This window comes from Streptomyces uncialis (assembly GCF_036250755.1).
In the GTDB taxonomy this organism is placed as follows: domain Bacteria; phylum Actinomycetota; class Actinomycetes; order Streptomycetales; family Streptomycetaceae; genus Streptomyces; species Streptomyces uncialis.
This window is the reverse complement of record NZ_CP109583.1, coordinates 1,381,737-1,398,616: the sequence shown is the minus strand read 5'-3', so window position 1 is coordinate 1,398,616 and position 16,880 is coordinate 1,381,737. Positions and strand designations below refer to the sequence as shown.

13 protein-coding genes and 1 pseudogene are annotated in these 16,880 nt (G+C 74.2%); 4 read left to right on the top strand and 10 right to left on the bottom strand.

What is annotated here, in order from left to right; genetic code table 11:
- Positions 1-42 precede the first annotated feature (42 nt).
- Positions 43-1,058, top strand: a pseudogene (locus OG711_RS05455) (helix-turn-helix transcriptional regulator).
- 143 nt (positions 1,059-1,201) lie between these two features.
- Here the strand turns inward: OG711_RS05455 and OG711_RS05450 are convergent.
- Positions 1,202-5,080, bottom strand: a complete 3,879-nt coding sequence (locus tag OG711_RS05450; RefSeq protein ID WP_329558575.1) for an FG-GAP-like repeat-containing protein — start codon at positions 5,078-5,080, stop codon at positions 1,202-1,204.
- 396 nt (positions 5,081-5,476) lie between these two features.
- Between OG711_RS05450 and OG711_RS05445 the strand changes: the two genes are divergently transcribed.
- Together OG711_RS05445 and OG711_RS05440 are read left to right on the top strand one after the other, a co-directional pair.
- Positions 5,477-5,620: a hypothetical protein gene (locus tag OG711_RS05445; protein WP_178390995.1), complete on the top strand. Its 144-nt coding sequence runs from the start codon at positions 5,477-5,479 to the stop codon at positions 5,618-5,620.
- A 245-nt stretch (positions 5,621-5,865) separates the two neighbouring features.
- Positions 5,866-6,456 (top strand): DoxX family membrane protein, encoded by a 591-nt coding sequence (locus OG711_RS05440; protein ID WP_329558574.1) that lies wholly within the window; start codon positions 5,866-5,868, stop codon positions 6,454-6,456.
- 188 nt (positions 6,457-6,644) lie between these two features.
- Here OG711_RS05440 and OG711_RS05435 read toward each other — a convergent pair whose 3' ends face one another.
- The 3 genes from OG711_RS05435 to OG711_RS05425 form a co-directional block, all read right to left on the bottom strand.
- Positions 6,645-8,090 carry a glyceraldehyde-3-phosphate dehydrogenase gene (locus tag OG711_RS05435; protein ID WP_329558573.1) on the bottom strand — a complete coding sequence of 482 codons (1,446 nt, stop codon included), beginning with the start codon at positions 8,088-8,090 and terminating at the stop codon, positions 6,645-6,647.
- Between the two features lie 198 nt (positions 8,091-8,288).
- Positions 8,289-8,612 (bottom strand): hypothetical protein, encoded by a 324-nt coding sequence (locus tag OG711_RS05430; protein ID WP_329558572.1) that lies wholly within the window; start codon positions 8,610-8,612, stop codon positions 8,289-8,291.
- A gap of 226 nt (positions 8,613-8,838) precedes the next feature.
- Positions 8,839-9,450: a TetR/AcrR family transcriptional regulator gene (locus OG711_RS05425; RefSeq protein WP_329558571.1), complete on the bottom strand. Its 612-nt coding sequence runs from the start codon at positions 9,448-9,450 to the stop codon at positions 8,839-8,841.
- 59 nt (positions 9,451-9,509) lie between these two features.
- Here OG711_RS05425 and OG711_RS05420 point away from each other — a divergent pair, with 59 nt between their 5' ends.
- Positions 9,510-10,403, top strand: coding sequence for an alpha/beta fold hydrolase (locus tag OG711_RS05420; protein WP_329558570.1), 894 nt, complete (start codon positions 9,510-9,512; stop codon positions 10,401-10,403).
- Positions 10,404-10,486: 83 nt separating this feature from the next.
- On the opposite strand, the gene OG711_RS05415 is transcribed toward OG711_RS05420, so the two are convergent.
- Genes OG711_RS05415 through OG711_RS05390 form a run of 6 tightly spaced genes read right to left on the bottom strand, consistent with a single transcriptional unit; the run spans position 10,487 to position 16,835 of the window.
- Positions 10,487-11,404, bottom strand: a complete 918-nt coding sequence (locus OG711_RS05415) for an NAD-dependent epimerase/dehydratase family protein (protein ID WP_329558569.1) — start codon at positions 11,402-11,404, stop codon at positions 10,487-10,489.
- Positions 11,398-12,828 carry a cytochrome P450 family protein gene (locus tag OG711_RS05410; RefSeq protein WP_329558568.1) on the bottom strand — a complete coding sequence of 477 codons (1,431 nt, stop codon included), beginning with the start codon at positions 12,826-12,828 and terminating at the stop codon, positions 11,398-11,400. The genes OG711_RS05415 and OG711_RS05410 overlap by 7 nt, the downstream gene beginning before the upstream one ends.
- Positions 12,825-13,598 carry a glycosyltransferase family 2 protein gene (locus tag OG711_RS05405; RefSeq protein ID WP_073786918.1) on the bottom strand — a complete coding sequence of 258 codons (774 nt, stop codon included), beginning with the start codon at positions 13,596-13,598 and terminating at the stop codon, positions 12,825-12,827. Before OG711_RS05405 ends, OG711_RS05410 begins: the two co-directional genes overlap by 4 nt.
- Complete coding sequence (locus tag OG711_RS05400; RefSeq protein WP_329558567.1) at positions 13,595-15,070, bottom strand: class I adenylate-forming enzyme family protein; 1,476 nt, start codon at positions 15,068-15,070, stop codon at positions 13,595-13,597. Before OG711_RS05400 ends, OG711_RS05405 begins: the two co-directional genes overlap by 4 nt.
- On the bottom strand, positions 15,070-15,810 hold the full coding sequence (locus OG711_RS05395; RefSeq protein WP_099282483.1) for a glycosyltransferase family 2 protein: 741 nt from the start codon (positions 15,808-15,810) through the stop codon (positions 15,070-15,072). The genes OG711_RS05400 and OG711_RS05395 overlap by 1 nt, the downstream gene beginning before the upstream one ends.
- On the bottom strand, positions 15,807-16,835 hold the full coding sequence (locus OG711_RS05390; protein ID WP_073786912.1) for a 3-oxoacyl-ACP synthase III family protein: 1,029 nt from the start codon (positions 16,833-16,835) through the stop codon (positions 15,807-15,809). The genes OG711_RS05395 and OG711_RS05390 overlap by 4 nt, the downstream gene beginning before the upstream one ends.
- Positions 16,836-16,880 lie beyond the last annotated feature (45 nt).

The window sequence follows — 16,880 nt, the reverse complement described above, 5'->3', positions numbered from 1 at the left end:
CTAGGACAGGTTCGGTCCTAGGTGTGGGGCACAGTGGGAGACATGCTGGACACCTCCGCCCGTCTGCTCAGACTGCTCTCGCTCCTCCAGGCCCACCGGGAACAGTCGGGCACGGAACTCGCCGACCGCCTCGGTGTCACCACCCGTACCGTCCGCCGTGACGTGGACCGGCTGCGGGAACTCGGCTACCCCGTGCACGCCGACGCCGGGGTGTCCGGCTACCGGCTCGGGGCCGGGACGAAGCTGCCGCCGCTGCTGCTGGACGACGAGGAGGCGGTGGCGGTCGCCGTCGGGCTGCGTACCGCGGCGGGCGGCACGGTCGAGGGCATCGCCGAGAGCTCGGTACGGGCGCTCGCCAAGCTGGAACAGGTGCTTCCGCCCCGGCTGCGGCACCGCGTCCGGACGCTGGGAGCCATGACGGTGCCGCTCCCCGACGGCGGCCCGGTGGTCCCGCCGGACACCCTGACGGTGATCGCGGCGGCCTGCCGTGACCACGAGACCCTGCGGTTCGACTACCGCTCCCACGACGGCACCGAGTCCGGCGCGAGGCGCAGCCCCACCGGCTGGTGTCCTCGGGGCGCCGCTGGTACCTCGTCGCGTACGACCCGTCCCGCGCCGGCTGGCGGACGTTCCGCGTCGACCGGCTGACCCCGCGCACCCCCGGCGGACCGCGCTTCACCCCGCGTGAACCGCCCGCCGACGACCTCGCCGGGTACGCCTCGCACGGGTTGTCCACCGCCCCCTACCGCTATCAGGGCCGCTTCACCGTGCATGCCCCGGCCGCCCGGATCGCGGAACAGATGTCCCCCTCGGCGGCGACGGTCGAGCCGCTGGACGCGCGGAGCTGCTCGGTCACGGCGGGCTCGGACTCCCTGGACGAACTGGCCCTGTGGGTGGCCCTGCTGGACGCACCCTTCGAGGTGCACGGCCCACCGGAGCTGACCGAGCGTCTGCGCACACTGGCGGAGCGGCTGGCGGACGCCGCGAACGGTTCGACGCGGGGCAAGGACGCGGAGGGCGCGCGGGACATGGAGGGTGCGGGCGGTGTGCGGGAGTGACGCGGCCCGGGGGAGCCGTGTGATCCCGGCTCCCGGGGCGGTGCGGTCGGCCGGGCTTCCGGATGCGACGGGGCGTCCGGCGGCGGCGAAGGGCCCACCGGCGGTGTGCCGGTGGGCCCTCACGGTCGTACGGTCGTGCCGGGTCAGATACGGACCTGGCTCGCCGGGGCGCCCGCGCCGGACGCGATGGTGCCGAGTCCGGCCCAGCCTCCGGTGAGTACCCCGCCGTTGTTCAGCCAGGCGCGGACGGAGCCGTCCGGGGCGACCACCAGGTAGTCGGCCCGGCCGTCGCCGTTCGCCTCGGCGAGGAGGACCTGTCCGCCGGGCGCGCCGACGGCGGGGGCGTACGCGCCGAGGGCGGTCCAGTTGCCGTTGCCGTCCTTGTTGCGCCAGGCCCGGACGGATCCGTCGGCGGCGACCGCCAGATAGTCGGCGCGGCCGTCCGCGTCGATGTCGGCGAAGCGCACCTGGTCGCCCGTGGCACCGGTACCGGTGGCCAGCCGGAAGCCGGTTCCCCAGCCGCCGTTGCCGTCACCGCCGTTGTTGGACCAGGCGCGTACCGAGCCGTCGGCGGCGACCGCGAGATAGTCGGCGCGGCCGTCGGCGTCGATGTCGGCGAAGCGGACCTGGTCACCGGGTGTGCCGGTGCCGGACGCGTACGCGCCCAGCGGGGTCCAGCCGCCGTTGCCGTCGCCGCCGTTGTGCAGCCAGGCGCGTACCGAGCCGTCGGGGGCGACGGCGAGATAGTCGGCGCGGCCGTCCGCGTTGACGTCCGCGAGCCGCACCTGGTCACCGGGGGCGCCGACGCCCGCGGTGATCTGCCCGGCGGGTGTCCAGCCGCCGTTGCCGGTACCGCCGTTGTTGAGCCAGGCACGGACGGAGCCGTCGGCGGCGACGACGAGGTAGTCGTCGCGGCGGTCGGCGTTGATGTCCGCGAAGCGTGCCTGGGCCCCGGTGGCGCCGACGCTCAGGGCGAAGGTGCCCGCCGCGGTCCAGCCGCCGCCGACACCGGTTCCGTCGCCGCCGTTGTTGAGCCAGCCGCGGACCGCGCCGTTCGCGTCGACCACCAGGTAGTCGGCGCGCCGGTCGGCGTCGAGGTCGGCGAAGCGCACCGAGGAGCCCGGGGCGTTCGCACCCGAGGCGATCTGTCCGGCGGCCGTCCAGCCCGCGGTACCCGTGCCGGCCTTGTTGAGCCAGGCGCGGACCGCGCCGTTCGGGTCCACGGCCAGATAGTCCGCGAAGCCGTCCGCGTTGACGTCGGCGAAGCGGATCTGGTCCGCCGGGACGCCGACCCCTGAGGCGATCGGTCCGGCTTCCGTCCAGCCGCCGGTGCCCGTACCGCCCTTGTTCAGCCAGGCGCGGACCGCCCCGTTCGCGTCCACGGCCAGGTAGTCCGCGTAGCGGTCGGCGTTCAGGTCCGCGAAGCGGACGGTCGCCCCCGCGAGGTTCACCCCGGACGCCACCGTTCCGGCGTCGGTCCAGCCGCTGACGCCGGTGCCGCCCTTGTTGAGCCAGGCGCGTACGGCGCCGTTCGCGTCGACCGTCAGATAGTCGGCGTAGCGGTCGCCGTTGAGGTCGGCGAAGCGTACGGAGGAACCGGGCGCGCCCACCCCGGAGGCGATCCGTCCGGCGTCGGTCCAGCCGCCGCGTCCGTTGCCGCCCTTGTTGAGCCAGGCCCGGACGGCGCCGTTGTCCTCCACGACGAGGTAGTCGGCGCGGCCGTCGGCGTTCAGGTCCACCTGGTAGTCACCGAGTCCGGAGCGCGGCGGCGCGGGCCTGACGTCGACCTGCTCGCTGATCCAGCCCGCGCGGGCGACCTGGGCGATGCCGTCGGCGAAGACGCCCGCCATCTTGACGTAACCGGCGTCGTTCGGGTGCAGCCGGTCCCGGAGGTCGGCGGTGGTCAGGGAGCCCATACCGACATGCGCGATCTTGCGGCCCTGGGCCTGCCGGGCGGCGACGATCCCCGGGATCTCGGCGTTGTACGTGTTGATCCTCGACTGCACCCCCGCCGAGGTGGACGGGACGAGGGAGGCCACGACGATCGCGGTGTCCGGTGACGCGGTGGTGATCTGGTCGATCAGCGCGGCGAGCCGGGCGGGCGCGGTCGCCACCTGGTGGTCGCGGTCCATGTCGTTGGTGCCGATGTGCAGCAGGACGACATTGGGCCTGGCGGTCGCGAGCCAGCTGTCGATGTTCGCGGAGAGGCCCTCGATCAGCCAGCCGGAGTGGCCCTCGTGGTCGGTGTCGGCGAGCTGTCCGTGCTTCTGCGAGCCGACGAAGTCCAGCGCCGGGGTGCGGGGCTGGAGCCGGGGCCACAGCGCGGCGCGGTAGCTGGAGCGGGTGGAGCTGCCCGCGCCCTGGGTGATGGAGTCACCGAGCGGCATCACGGTCAGCCGCGGCACGGTCCAGTTCTCGCCCAGCTCGTCGGGCGTGCCGCCGAAACCGGGGGTGTCCTCGCTGTGGACGTAGGTGTTGAGGGTGTCGACGGCGCTCATCGGGTTGCCGCTCTGATAGCGGTCCACGGCCAGGAAGTTGGGCTTCTTGCGGGCGGCCGGTGAGCAGAACCGCTGGGTGCGGTTGAGGATCTTCTCGTTGTCGGTCCCGGCGGTGCCGTCGATGGCCGGGGTGCGGAAGTGGTTCATGACGAAGAGCCGGCGGAACTTCGGCTCCTCCTTGGCCAGCGGGATGCCGTCCCAGCGGCTGCGGCAGGTCCAGTCGGAGTTGCCGACGCCGCCGCCCATCCCCCAGTAGTTCTCGGCCGTCCAGTCCTGGCCGTGCATGAAGCCGAGGCCGGTCTTGTCCCCCCGGTCGGAGAAGAGCAGGAGGCGCTTGTTCTCCCTGACCATCTCGGAGACCCGGGGCCAGCCGTTCGCCTTGACGTTCCACGCCTTGGCGCCGGGAAGCTCGGCGGGCGCGGTGTCCGACGGGTTGAACAGCAGTCCGTCCAGCTGTCCGCCGGGCTTCAGGTCGTCACCGACCTCGGCGTTCAGCTCGTCGTACGTCGTGTAGTCCTCGACGAAGACCGTCACGACCTCGCCCGGGTTCGCCTTGAGGAAGTCGCCGATGACGGTGAACACGTCGGACATGGTCTGGCCGGTCGGCAGACAGAAGAAGTCGATATTGCCCGGCATATGGCACATCCGGACCCGGCCGTTGCGCGTATGGGCGTCCAGCATCAACGCCCGTACGCCGTTGTTGAGCTGGGTGGCGATGGAGTTGGGCTGGGCCGGGGTGGGCGCCCCGCCGTTCGCGTCGTCCTGGTTGTAGTACGCGTTGTGCGTGGTGAGGAAGGTGCGCTGGTCGAACGTGGGGTCGGCCGGCATGGCCCGGTGGGTGGGGGTCACCCGGGTGACGTACCAGAGCTGGGCGTCCACCGACTGGCTCTGGTCGGGGGCGAACGTCACGTCGCCGCCGTTCTCGCGCTTGTCGTGGTCGACGGTCAGCGGGGTCTGCAAGGACTCCTGGTACCCGACCGGACGGATCTTGTAGCGCTCGCCCTTCTCCCGCTGGAACACCCAGTCGGTCCCGGACCCGGCGCAGTCCCGGAACGCGAGACGGGCCGCGCCCTCGGCGTTGGAGTCGCGGCCCATGCAACGGTCCGCCTTGGTACGGCTCTTGACCTTGTAGGCGCCTGCCGTGGCGGACGCCTGGAGGTACCACCACTGGTCGGCCTCGTCGCCCTTGGGCGGCACGGCCCGGAACAGCAGCTCGGTACCGGAGATCTGGTAGCCGCCACCGCCCCGGCCGGCCCCGCCGCCGTCGGCGGCGACACTGTCGCCGACGCTCTGGATGACCACCGTCTCATCGGTGGGCGGTCCGCTCGCACCGGGCGGGGCGGCGGCGGCCGTCTGCACGGTCGCGGCCAGCAGGGCCGCGGTCAGCGACACGGCCAGCAGCCGCACCCCGTGGCGCGCGAGGCGCGCGAGGCGCGGTGCGGTGCGGGCGCCGCCGGGGGAGTGGCGGCCGGGTTCGGGCGGGATCGGGCGCGGCTGTCTGCGGAAGCCCGGTATGCGTGGCATGCGTGACCTTCAGGGGTGGGGAGGTGGTGAGGGACCCCCAAGGTCTAGTCCACACAGCGCATGTGATCAACTTTCACCTCCCGCGCACAGTTGCTCCGCGTCATGTCCGGAAGCCCCCGCCGTCCCGCCGCGGAACCGCCGCCCTGGGGGCGGAACCGGACGTTCCGGGGGTTCGGGGCCCGAACGGGAACATCGGACCCGGTCGACGGTCTTGACCGGAAACCGTCAAGGAGTATGGTCTAGACCAAGCACGCTCGCGGGTGCGCCATCAACTCAACGGCCGCTGGTCCCCCACCACCGGACGGCCGGACGGCGCCCCCGTACCGTCGGCCCACGCCGCCCAGGCGTGACCTCGCGTGCTGACGTGCAACCTCCCCCCACACCCAAGGAGTTGCCATGACGGGCAAGCACAGGAACGCTCTCGCCGCCGTCGCGGACACCGCCCCTCTCCTGGCCATGGACCCGCCGCCGCGGTCCTTCCGCGGCCACCAGGCGCGCCCCCGGCGCTCCCGGACCCGCCTGGAGACGAACACCCGCTGATCTGACGGCAGTTGCCGCCGCCGACGGGTCCCCCAAGGCCATGAAGCCGCCGAGGGGCACGTACGGCAGGCCCCGACACAGCCCGCCGCGCACTCGCGCGACGGGCTGACGTCCCCGCCGCCGGACCCGGCCCGACCGACCGCCCCACCGGAGCGCGCCCACGCGCGACCCCCGGTGCGGGCCGCCGAGCCGACCCCGCGGACGGATGCCGGAACTTCACGATGCCGAAGGGCAGGAGAGCGCGCATGACGGTAACCAACCCGCACCGACCCGGCGTCCCCACGTCGGTCGACACCGTCCTCGTACGGAGGACCCCGGGCGCCCACGCCCGCCCCGCCCCCGACCGGCCGCCGGTCAGCGGCGCCGTCCACGGCCTCGCCGTCCGGATTGCCCTGAGCGGCCCGGTGCTGCTGCGCGTCTCCGTGGGCCTGGTCTTCCTGTGGTTCGGGGTCCTCAAGCTGTTCCCCGCGGTCAGCCCGGCGGAGGAGGTCGCCGTCCGGGCCTCGGCGAAGCTGACGTTCGGGCTGCTGCCCTTGGACGCCATCCTCCCGCTGCTCGCCGTCCTGGAGACGGCGATCGGGATCGGGCTGGTCACCGGGTTCCTGCTGCGCCTCACCCTGACCGTGTTCTTCGCGCACATGGTCGGGGTGTTCTCGGCGCTCTTCGTCCTCCATGAGGAGATGTGGAAGACGGGCACCCCGATCCCGACGATGCTGGGTCAGTACATCATCAAGAACGTCGTCCTGGTGGCCGCGTGTCTCGTCGTCGCGGCCGACGCGTGGCTGCGCGCGCTGCCGCACTCGGGCAATCCGCCCCTGCCACCCGCCGGGCGGTGAGCGACCGGCCGGGCGGCCCCTGCTCGCGTACGCGCATGCCTGGTCGGCCGGGTGATCAGGTGCCGGGCTGACCGTAGGCCGGGTGAGACGCCACGTCCCGCCGCCGGGTGACCGGGGGCGGGACGTGGTGCTGGGTGCGGCGCGCGGTGAGGCGCGGCAGGATCAGGCGGCCGGACCGGGCAGCCGGATCAGGCGGCCGGGGCCGGGTAGGTCGGGTACTCGACGCCCGAGACGTACTGGACGACCCGGACGACCTGGCACGAGTAACCGAACTCGTTGTCGTACCAGAGGTAGAGGATCGCGTTGTCGCCCTCGACCTTGGTGGCGCCCGCGTCGACGATCGAGGCGTGGCGCGAGCCGATGAAGTCGCTGGAGACCGCGTCAGGGGCGGTGATGAAGTCGATCTGACGCTTCAGCGGCGAGGTCAGCGACACCTCACGCAGATGGTCGAGGACCTCCTCGCGGGTGGTCTCGCGTCCGAGCTGGAGGCTGAGGATCGCGATCGAGACATCCGGCACGGGGACCCGGATCGAGCTGCCGGTGATCCGCGCGTCGAGGTCGGGCAGCGCCTTGGCGACGGCGGAGGCGGCACCGGTCTCGGTGATCACCATGTTGAGCGGCGCCGAGCGCCCGCGGCGGTCCGACGAGTGGTAGTTGTCCAGCAGGTTCTGGTCGTTGGTGAACGAGTGGACCGTCTCCACATGACCGCGCAGCACCCCGTACTCGTCGGCCATCGCCTTCAGCGGCGGGACGATCGCGTTGGTGGTGCAGGACGCGCAGGACAGGATCTGCTCGTCCGGCTTGATCATGTCGTGGTTGACGCCGTGCACGACGTTCAGGACATCGCCCTTGCCCGGCGCGGTCAGGACGACCTTGTCGATACCGGGACGGAGGTGCTTCGACAGCCCCTCGCGGTCACGCCACTTGCCCGGGTTGTCGATCAGGATGGCGTCCTTGATGCCGTACGCCGTGTAGTCGACCGTCGTCGGGTCGTCGGAGTAGATCACGCTGATCTCGTTGCCGTTGGCGATGATCCTGCTGTTCTCCTCGTCCACGGTGATCGTGCCCTGGAACTGGCCGTGGATGGAGTCGCGGCGCAGCAGCGACGCCCGCTTGACGAGGTCCTGCCCGGCGCCCTTGCGGACGACGATGGCGCGCAGCCGCAGCCCGTTGCCGGAGCCGGCCTTCTCGATGAGCAGCCGGGCCACCAGCCGCCCGATCCGGCCGAAGCCGTAGAGGACGACGTCGCGCGGCTCGCGGCGCTCGATCTTGTCCTCACCGGTGGCTCCGGCGACGGCCTCCGCGGTGAACTCCCGCACGGTGAGTCCGCGGTCGTCGGCCCGGTAGGTCGCGGCCAGCATGCCGATGTCGATCTGGGACGGCCCGAGATCGAGTGTGGTGAGCGCCTGGAGGAACGGCAGCGTGTCGGTGACCGACAGCTCCTCGTCGGCGATCTGCCGGGCGAACCGGTGGGTCTTGAGGATGCTGACCACCGACTTGTTCACCAGGGAACGGCTGTGGAGCAGGATCGTGACGTCACGCTCCCGGTGCAGCTTCCCGATGACGGGGATCATCGACTCCGCGGTCTCCTCGCGGTTCTTCCAGTTGGTGAACGAATCCTCGTTGGCAGTCACAGATCCATCTTTCGAGCTAGGGGGCGCTCATATGCTAACCCGACCGATGATCTGATCGTCCAGGCGGTCCAACGGATGTGATATGCCGGGATTTGTGGCGTTTTATACGTGCGCGATCGCGGGATGTCGGGGGCCTGGCGTGCTGCGGGGCGCCCGGACACCGGAGGTGTGGCCGGATGCCCCGCCGGGAGTGGGGGATCAGCTGCCGAACCGCACCGACATGAACTCGCTGTGGCTGGTCCACTGGCCCGGTTCGAGCTCCTCGGTGACCACGAGCCGGCAGTTCTTGTCGGCGTACAGGACCGCGCGGCGGTCGGTGTTGTTGGCGACCTGGCCCTGGGCCTGGCGGCCCACCGGGTAGCAGTTGCCGTCCATCGGGTCGACCAGGGTGCGCGTCACGTTCCCGGGCTGGGTGTGGTAGACGAAGTTCCCCGTGGCGGCGTGAGCGCCCTGCGGGAAGGTGACACCCAGTGCGGCGACGGCGCCGAGAACGGCGAGCGCCCTTCCGGTTCTGCCTGTCATTGCGTCCCTCTTTCCGGTACGGGGCCGGGGCCCCGGGGTGCGCGGCCCCGGTCGCGCGGACGCGGCGCGGAACCGACGGCGGTGTCCCCAGTCTCGTCCGGCCCGACGGCGAAGTCACCGCTTCCGGCCGTGTCGGCGTGTGGCCGCAGGCGCTGTCGGCCCCGGTCGAGGCGGAGTTGGGTGCTCCGACGCTCGCCGGGCGCGGGGTGACGTGGGAGGGCGCCGGTCAGATGTCCTTACGGATGAGCAGGCCGGTCAGCAGGCTGTCCAGGGCCTCGGCCATCTCCGTACGGGCGGCCTCGGGGTCCTCGGCGTGGGCGGCCTTGAGTGCCGCTTCGTCCAGGGCGCCGAGCAGAAGATGGGCCAGCGGCACCACGGGCTGGACGGTCATGACCCCGGCCGCCATCGCCGCCTCCAGCGCCGACGTGATCACCCCCAGGCCGTACTCCTGGCCGATCTCACGCCAGCGCCGCCAGCCCAGCACGCCCGGGGCGTCCAGCAGCAGGACGCGTTCCACGTCCGGCTCGGCGAAGGCGTCCAGGAACGCGCGGGCCCCGGTCCGCAGGGCCGCGACCGGGTCGGCGGCACCCGCCCGCATCCGGGCGGCGATCCGATCGGTGACCTCGGCCTCGACCGTCCGGACCGTGGCGTCGAACAGATCGGTCTTGTCCCGGAACTGGTGATAGAGCGCCCCGCGGGTCACGCCCGCGGCCCGGACGATCTCCTCGGTCCCGACGTTCGCGTAGCCCCGCTCGCCGAACAGCCGCCGGGCGGCGGCCACCAGGGCCGCCCGGGTCGCCTGGGAACGCTGGACGTGCTTGCTGCCGACGGATTCCATCCGACCCCCTTGAGTTCCGTCCATTCTGCATGCACTCTCTACATACATACAGTCTGTATGTGAATGCCGATGTGAGGGGTCACGCCATGCCGCAGATCACGCTTCCCCAGGGGACCGTCCACTATCAGGACACCGGGGAAGGCGAGCCGCTGGTCCTGCTGCACGGCTATCTGATGGGCGGCGGGCTGTGGGAACCGCTCGTCGACCGGCTCGCCCCGGGCCTGCGCTGCGTGGTGCCCGACCTGCCGTTCGGCTGCCACTCCGAGGCGCTGGCGCCGGACGCGGACCTCAGCCTCCCGGGGGTGGCCCGGCTCGTCGCGGACCTGATCGAAGGACTCGGTCTGCGCCGGGTGACCCTGGTCGGCAACGACCTGGGCACCGCCGTCGCCCAGCTCGTCGCCGCCGATCACCCCGAGCACATCGGCCGGCTGGTGCTCACCAGCGGCGAGAGCTTCGACAACTGCCCGGCGCCCGTGTTCAGGCCCCTCGTCCCGGCGGCCAGGGTGCCCGGGCTGCTCCCGCTGGCCTTCCAGTCCCTGCGGCTGCGCGCCCCGCGCGGATTGCCGTTCGCGTACGGGCCGCTGACCAGGCGGGCGCTGCCCCATGACCTCATCGACACCTGGATCCGCGCGTACTTCGCCGACCGGGGGGTGCGGCGCGACTGCGCGAAGGTCACCCGGGGACTCGGTCCGGTCGTCCTCACGGACGCCGCCGAACGGCTCGCGGCCTTCGGCGCGCCCGCCCTGGTCGCGTTCGCGCGCGAGGACCGGATCTTCCCGTTCCGGTACGGGGTGCGGCTGGCCGCGACCCTGCCCGACGCGCGGCTGGAGAGCATCCCCGACAGCCGCACCTGGATCATGCGCGATCAGCCCGAGCTACTGGCCGGTCTGATCCGGGAGTTCATCGCGACCGCTCCGCTGGGGACGGCTCCCGGGGGTGGGTTCCCCCTCTGACCACGGGGTGGCCGGTGGCGTCCGGCTGAGCCCGGCGGGGGTGGCCGCCGGGCCAGGCGGCCTCGCGGGACGCGGGCGTCGGGTCAGGGGGACGGGACGGGGAGCGTGTTCAGGTGGGTGGTGAGGTGGTGGGTGGGGTGCCAGCCCTGGGCTCCCGCCTTGGTGATGTCCAGGACGACCGTGTGGGCCAGTTGGTCGACGGCGTACCGGGTCAGCGGGGGTTCGGCGCCGGGGCGCCGTCGGGCCAGGGACTCGGCGGTCCGCGCGGCCGTACGGGCCAGCGGCAGCGGAACGTGACCGATCCGGGCCCGCACCCCGTGCGCGCGCAGGACCTCCCGGATCGCCGCGTCCCGCTGGTACGGCCGCGCGTCGGCGATGTTGTACGCGCCCGGCGGCCATCCCGCGGCGGCCAGGGCGGCGTCGGCGAGGTTCTCCACCGCGGTCAGGCTCAGCCGCACATCGGGTCCCGGGAGCAGCAGGACCCCGGCCCGCACCCGTGCCAGCAGCCGGGGCACCAGATGCGGGTCACCCTCCCCGTAGACCGCGCGCGGACGCAGCGCCACCGCCCCGGCGGCGAGCGCCAGGGCCTCGCCTTCGGCCTTGGTGCGGCCGTACGCGTTCAGCTGGTCGCGCACCGGGTGGTCCTCGGTGATCCGTGAGCGGTCGGCGCCCGGGGCGTAGACGCTGGCGCTGCTCACCCACACCACCGGGCGGCCGGCCGCGGCGCGCAGGAGCCGTTCCGTGCCGCCGACGTTCACCTCGCGCATGGTGGCCTCGGCCGGGGACCCGGGCACCGGGTCCCCGACCGCCGCCGCGCAGTGCACCACGACATCGGCGCCGCCGAGGTCCGGCACCCCGGTCGCGGCGTCCCACGGGACGTGCCGTCCGACGGGCCCCGGCCGCCGTCCCACGCACAGCACCCGGGCGCCCCGGGCGGCGGCGGTGACGGCCGTGTAGGAGCCGCAGAAGCCGGTGGCGCCGGTGACGGCGATCGTCAGCATGGGGAACCTCCGTGGGGTCCGGGCGCCAAGGCGGTGGCCCGGACGGTCAGGGTGCGCCAGCCGGGCAGCGCGGCCCGCCGGTCGGCCCGGGCCGCCACAACGGACGGTCGGAAGGGCGCGAGCGCGGCGAGCATGTCGTCCAGCTGCGCACGGGCGAGCCGGGCACCGGGGCAGGCGTGCGGGCCCGCGCCGAAGACGAGCTGGGCGACGGCGGGCGCCACGGGGCACCGGGCGTCGGGCGGGGTGTCGTCGGCGTGGACGGCGTGCCGGGCGACCAGGATCAGCCGGTCCCCGGCCCGTACCGGGCAGCCGTCGAGGTCGGCGTCGGCGGCGGCGACCCGGGGCAGCAGCGGCGAGGGCGCGACGACCCGCAGGAGTTCGTCCACCAGGGCGGCCCGCGACCGGCTGTCGGCGGCCTGCTCCCACAGCCCGGCGTCCGCGCACCAGGCGGCGGCCCGAGGCAGCGCCGCGACGGTGGTGTTCACCGCGGCGACGGCGAGCATCGCCCGCCGCGCCGCGTCACGCTCCGCGTCCCGTCCCGCGCGACCACCGGCGCTACCGCCCGCGCCCTGTCGAGCGTCACCGCCCGCGCCCTGTCGTGCCTCCCGTCCCGTGTCGCCAGCTGCCTCCCGTCCCGTGTCGGCACCCGCGCTCTGTCCGACGTGACCCGCCGCCTCGCCAACCGCCTCGCGTCCCACGCCACCGCTCCCGTCACGTCCCGGCTTCCCGTCCGGTTCGTGCTCGCCCGGAACGTGCGCCCCCGATACGTGCTCGCCCGATACGCGCTCGTCCCGAACGCGCTCGTCAAGGTCGTCCTGCCCGGCGGGCGTCAGCAGTGCGGCCAGCCGGGCGGCGGCCGGTCCGGCGGCGCGTGCCGCGCGGGACCGGCCGGGGCCCGGCAGATGGCCGCGTACGGCCACCGCCGCCACCTCGGCCGCCGCGTCGGACAGGGCGGCCGGATCGGCCGTGACGTCCAGCAGCGCGCGGACCGTCACCCCGGCCAACTCCCGCGCCAGTGGCACCAGATCGACGGCGTCACCGGTGGCGAGCGGGGCGAGCCGGCGGTTCAGCACCGCGCGCCACACCGGGCGCAGCCGTTCCACCCCGGCCGCGCCCAGGTCCAGGGCGACGGTCCGCCGGGCCGCGCGGTGACCGGCGCCCTCCTCGTCGAACAGGCTTCCCCCGCCGGACAGTTCACGGGCGGCGCCGCCCGTGGTGCCCTCCGCCGCCCGGTCCAGCGGAATCCGGGTCAGGGCGTGCCGGTACGGCTCGGTGCCGTTCACCAGGACCGTCCCGCCGAGGCGCAGCACCGGCCGCCGCCGGGCGGCGGCGAGCAGGGCGAACAGCAGTGGACGGGAGCGGGTGTAGACCCGGCGGTCGCGTCGGCGCGCGGCGCGCGCGCCGGTGTCCGGGGCGGCGTTCAACGGACGTGCACCTTCCGCTCGTCGGCGGGCCGGTAGCGCCGGTCCCAGCACCACAGCAGGGTCCGGCGCGGCCCCCACGCCCGCAGCCGCCGCAGACTCGCGCGGACGACCATCCCCTCGGCCCGCGCGATCCGGTCGCTGTGCTCACGGGCCCGGTTGAGCAGGACGACGTCCTCGGGCGGGCCCGCGAGCGGGGTCCGGGGCGCGCCGCCGCACCGCAGATACAGATCGGCGGTGAGGGCGATGTTGTGTCCGTGGCACAGCACGTACGGGGCGCGGTAGCGCGGGTGGCGGTGGGCGCGGCGGTAGCGCCCGTACAGCGCCGTCATCCGTACCACCGCCGGGAGCACCACGCGTTCGGCGAACGACGGTGACTCGTCGGGGCGGGGCACACTGCGTCCGCAGGCCAGTTCCGTGCCCCGCGCCAGTTCGTCCTTCGCGGCGGCGACCCAGTCGCGGGCGGGCAGGCAGTCGGCGTCGGTGCGGGCGAGCAGCGTGGCGCCGTGCCCGATCGCGTAGCGGAACCCGGTGTCGGCGGCGCATCCGGTGCCGCGCTGCGGCTCGTGCAGCAGCCGGACGGGGAACGGCGCCGTGGCGGCGAAGCGGCGGACCAGCCCGGCGGTCCCGTCGGTCGACGCGTTGTCCACGACGACCAGGGTGAACCCCGGATCGCTCTGCGCGGCGAGTGCGGCGAGCGTGCCGCCGATCGCGGACTCCTCGTCGAACGCGGGCACCACGACCCACAGCGACGGCGTGCCGGTCGCGTTCACCGGACCGCTCCGGCCAGCCGGGTCGCGGCGAGCTTGGCCGTGGCCGCCCGGTCGGGCTTCGAGGAGCGTCCGGACAGCGGTACGTCCGCCAGCAGCAGCGCGTCCGGCCGGGCCCCGCCCATCCGGTCCAGCGGTCCGCTCAGGGCGGCCCGTACCCGGTCCGGGGCCGCGCCCGGTTCGGGCTGGACGACGGCGACGAGCCGTTCGTCGCCGTCCCCGGCCGGGACGCCCACCAGTACGGCGAGCGCGACGCCCGGTATGTGCAACGCCGGTTCGTAGAGTCCCGGGTAGATGTTCTCCGCCCCTCTCAGGACCATGTCCTTCAACCGTCCCTCCAGTACGATCCGGCCGCCTTCCAGCCGGGCCCGGTCCCCGGTGGCGACCCAGGGGTCCGGCGCCGCGCCGAGATAGCGGTCGCGGGCCGCGGGACCGGACAGCAGCAGCTCACCGTCCGGACCGGAGCCGGTCACCACCCCGGGCAGTGGGGCGCCGACGAGATCGCCGTCCCCGGTGAACGCGGCCTTCTCGGCGGCCTCCACGGCCGCCGCCGGGAACAGCTCGGTCAGCGCGTACACCCCCCACGCCTCGTCGGCGCCCGCGGCCCGTACCCGGCCGAGCAGCGCGGCGCCCGCCGGGGCGGAACCGGTCCACACCCGCCCGGAGAACCGCGCGCCCATGTCGAGCGCCGCCCGGAGCTGAGGGGGTGTCAGATAGGTGGCCTGCGGAGCAAGTCGGCGCAGTTGCCGGGCCAGGGTCCGGGGGGAGCGGGCGGGCAGGGCGACCGGGGCGCCGCTCGCCAGCGACGGGACGAGGACGAAGAACGTCCCGCCCAGCACCGGACGGCCGGGCTCCGGACGCACCAGTTCCGCGACCGTCGCCATCCCGGCGGCCAGCGACGACCGGGTGTGGACCACCGCGCGGGGCAGGGCCGTGGTGCCGGACGTGAAGACGACGACCGCGTCCCCGTCCCCGTCCACCGGGCGCGGCAGCCCGTCCGTACGCGCGCCGGTGTCCAGCGCGGGGGCGCAGCCCGGCAGCCGGGGTCCGACGGTGGCCACCGGGCCCAGGTCCGCCAGGTCGGGCAGCGCGAGCCGGGCCCGGCGGGCGAGGGGGCGGGCCCACCCGGCGACGGCCTGGGCGGCGGCGTCCGCGAGCACGACGTCCGGCCGGGCCAGCGCGAGCCGGGCCCGCAGCACCTCGGGTCCCGCGCCGGGGTCGAGGACCGCCGCGCGCAGCCCGAGCCGGTGCGCGGCGAGCAGCACCGCCAGCGCGCGGGGACCGGGGCGGACCGCGACGCCGACCGTGCCGCCGGGCGTCAGGCCACGGGCGTGCAGGGCGGCGGCGTACCGGTCGGCGAGCTCGGCCAGGTCCCCGCGCGTGGCGAGCACCCGGGTCCGGCCGGTGCGGGTGGCCTTGAGGAGCGCCGGGCGGCCGGGCGCGGCGCGCAGCGCGTGGGTGAGGGCGTCGAGCATCAGCGGGGGTCCTCCCCATGACGGCCGGGTCCCCGGTCGAGGTACCAGCGGGCGGTGGCGACGATCCCGTAGGCGCGCAGCCGCCGGGTGGAGTTCTCCACGACCATGCCGCGGACATGGACGATGGCGGCACTGTGCCGGCGTACCCGGTTCAGGAACAGCCGGTCGGTGGGGGAGGGGCGCCGGGGCATGCCCCCGACGCGCTGGTACAGCTCGGCGGTGACGGCCATGTTGTTGCCCGCGTGCATCCGGTACGGGGTGAGATAGCCGTGCCGCCGGTGGTGCGCGGGCCGTATCCGCCCGAAGAACGCGGCGACCCGCACCAGGGCCCTGAACCCGGCCCGTCCCAGCGGCCCGTGCTCGTCGCGGCGCGCGTCGACCCGCCCGCACACCAGCTGCGCGCCCCGGTCCAGCGCCGTCCGCGCGGCGGCCGTCCAGCCCGGTCGGGGCAGACAGTCCGCGTCGGTCCGGGCGAGCAGCTCGGCACCGTGCCCGATGGCGTACCGGAACCCGGTGTCGACCGCGCAGCCCACCCCCTTCTCCGGTTCCTGGAGCACATGCACCGGGAACGGCGCCCGCCGCGCGAAGTCGCGGGCGATCGCCGCCGTGCCGTCCACGGACGCGTTGTCGACGACGACGAGCTGGAAGTCCCGGTCCCGCTGCGCGGCCAGCGCGGTCAGGGTGTCCCCGATCCGGCCGGCCTCCTGGTGTGCGGGCACCACCACCCACAGGGTGCTCATACGTGCTCCCAGACCAGCGTCATGATGCTGACCCCGCCGCCGAGCCCGACGAACAGCACCCGGTCCCCGGCGCGCAGCGTGCCGTGCACCCGGGCGAGCTGCACGCCCAGGCTGGCGCTCGCGACATTGCCCAGCTCCGCGACCGTGACCACCAGCCGGTCCTCGGGCACCCCGGTGAGTGCCACGAACCGCTCCAGGAACGGCACCGTCACCTGATGCGTCAGCACGTACCGGAAGTCCGTCCACTCCAGTCCGGTACGGGCCCGTGTCCGGTCCAGCACCGGGGGGCCGATCCGCTCGAACACCCCCCGCAGTTCGCTGCCGTCGCCCCGGAAGTAGGAGTGCTCGTCGCCGCGCGGATGGCGTGAGCCGCCGCCGGGTATCCCTCCCGCCCGCCAGTGCTCGGAGTACGTCTCGCCGTCCACGTCGAGGATGCCGCCACGCGTCACGCGCTCCAGTACGACGGCCGCGCCCGCGTCGCCGAACGTGTACCCGGCGAAGCCGTCGCGGAACTCCGCGAGGTCCGCCGGGGTGTCGCGCACCGCCCGGCTCGGGGTCTCCCCGGTGACGACCAGGGCCCGCCGGGCCCGCCCGGCCAGGATCATCGCCCGTGCCGTGTCGATACCGTTGACGAAGCTGTTGCAGGCGTTGGTGACGTCCAGGGCGTGCGCCCGGGAGCCCAGCGCGTCCTGCACGATGTGCGCGGTCGCCGGTTCCACCATGTCGCGGCTCGCGGAGGCGAAGACCAGCAGATCGATGTCCGCCGGACCGAGCCCGGCGCCGCGCAGCGCGTCCCGCGCGGCGGCCACCGCCAGGGTCGACGCGAACTCGTCCGGGCCCGCGGCCCGCCGGCTGACGATGCCCGTCGCCCGCTCGAAGATCCCGGCGGGCAGCGGCGGCCCGCCCGCCGGGGCGACCCGCCGCCGCAACCGCTCCGAATCCACGACACGCCCGGGAAGGAAGGCCCCCACACCGGTGATGCCGACACGCGCGCTGTCGTCGGCCACCGCCTTCTGTCTGTTCATGGCAGCAGACTAGGAACGGAATCCGGCCATGGCGTGAGTGCGGGT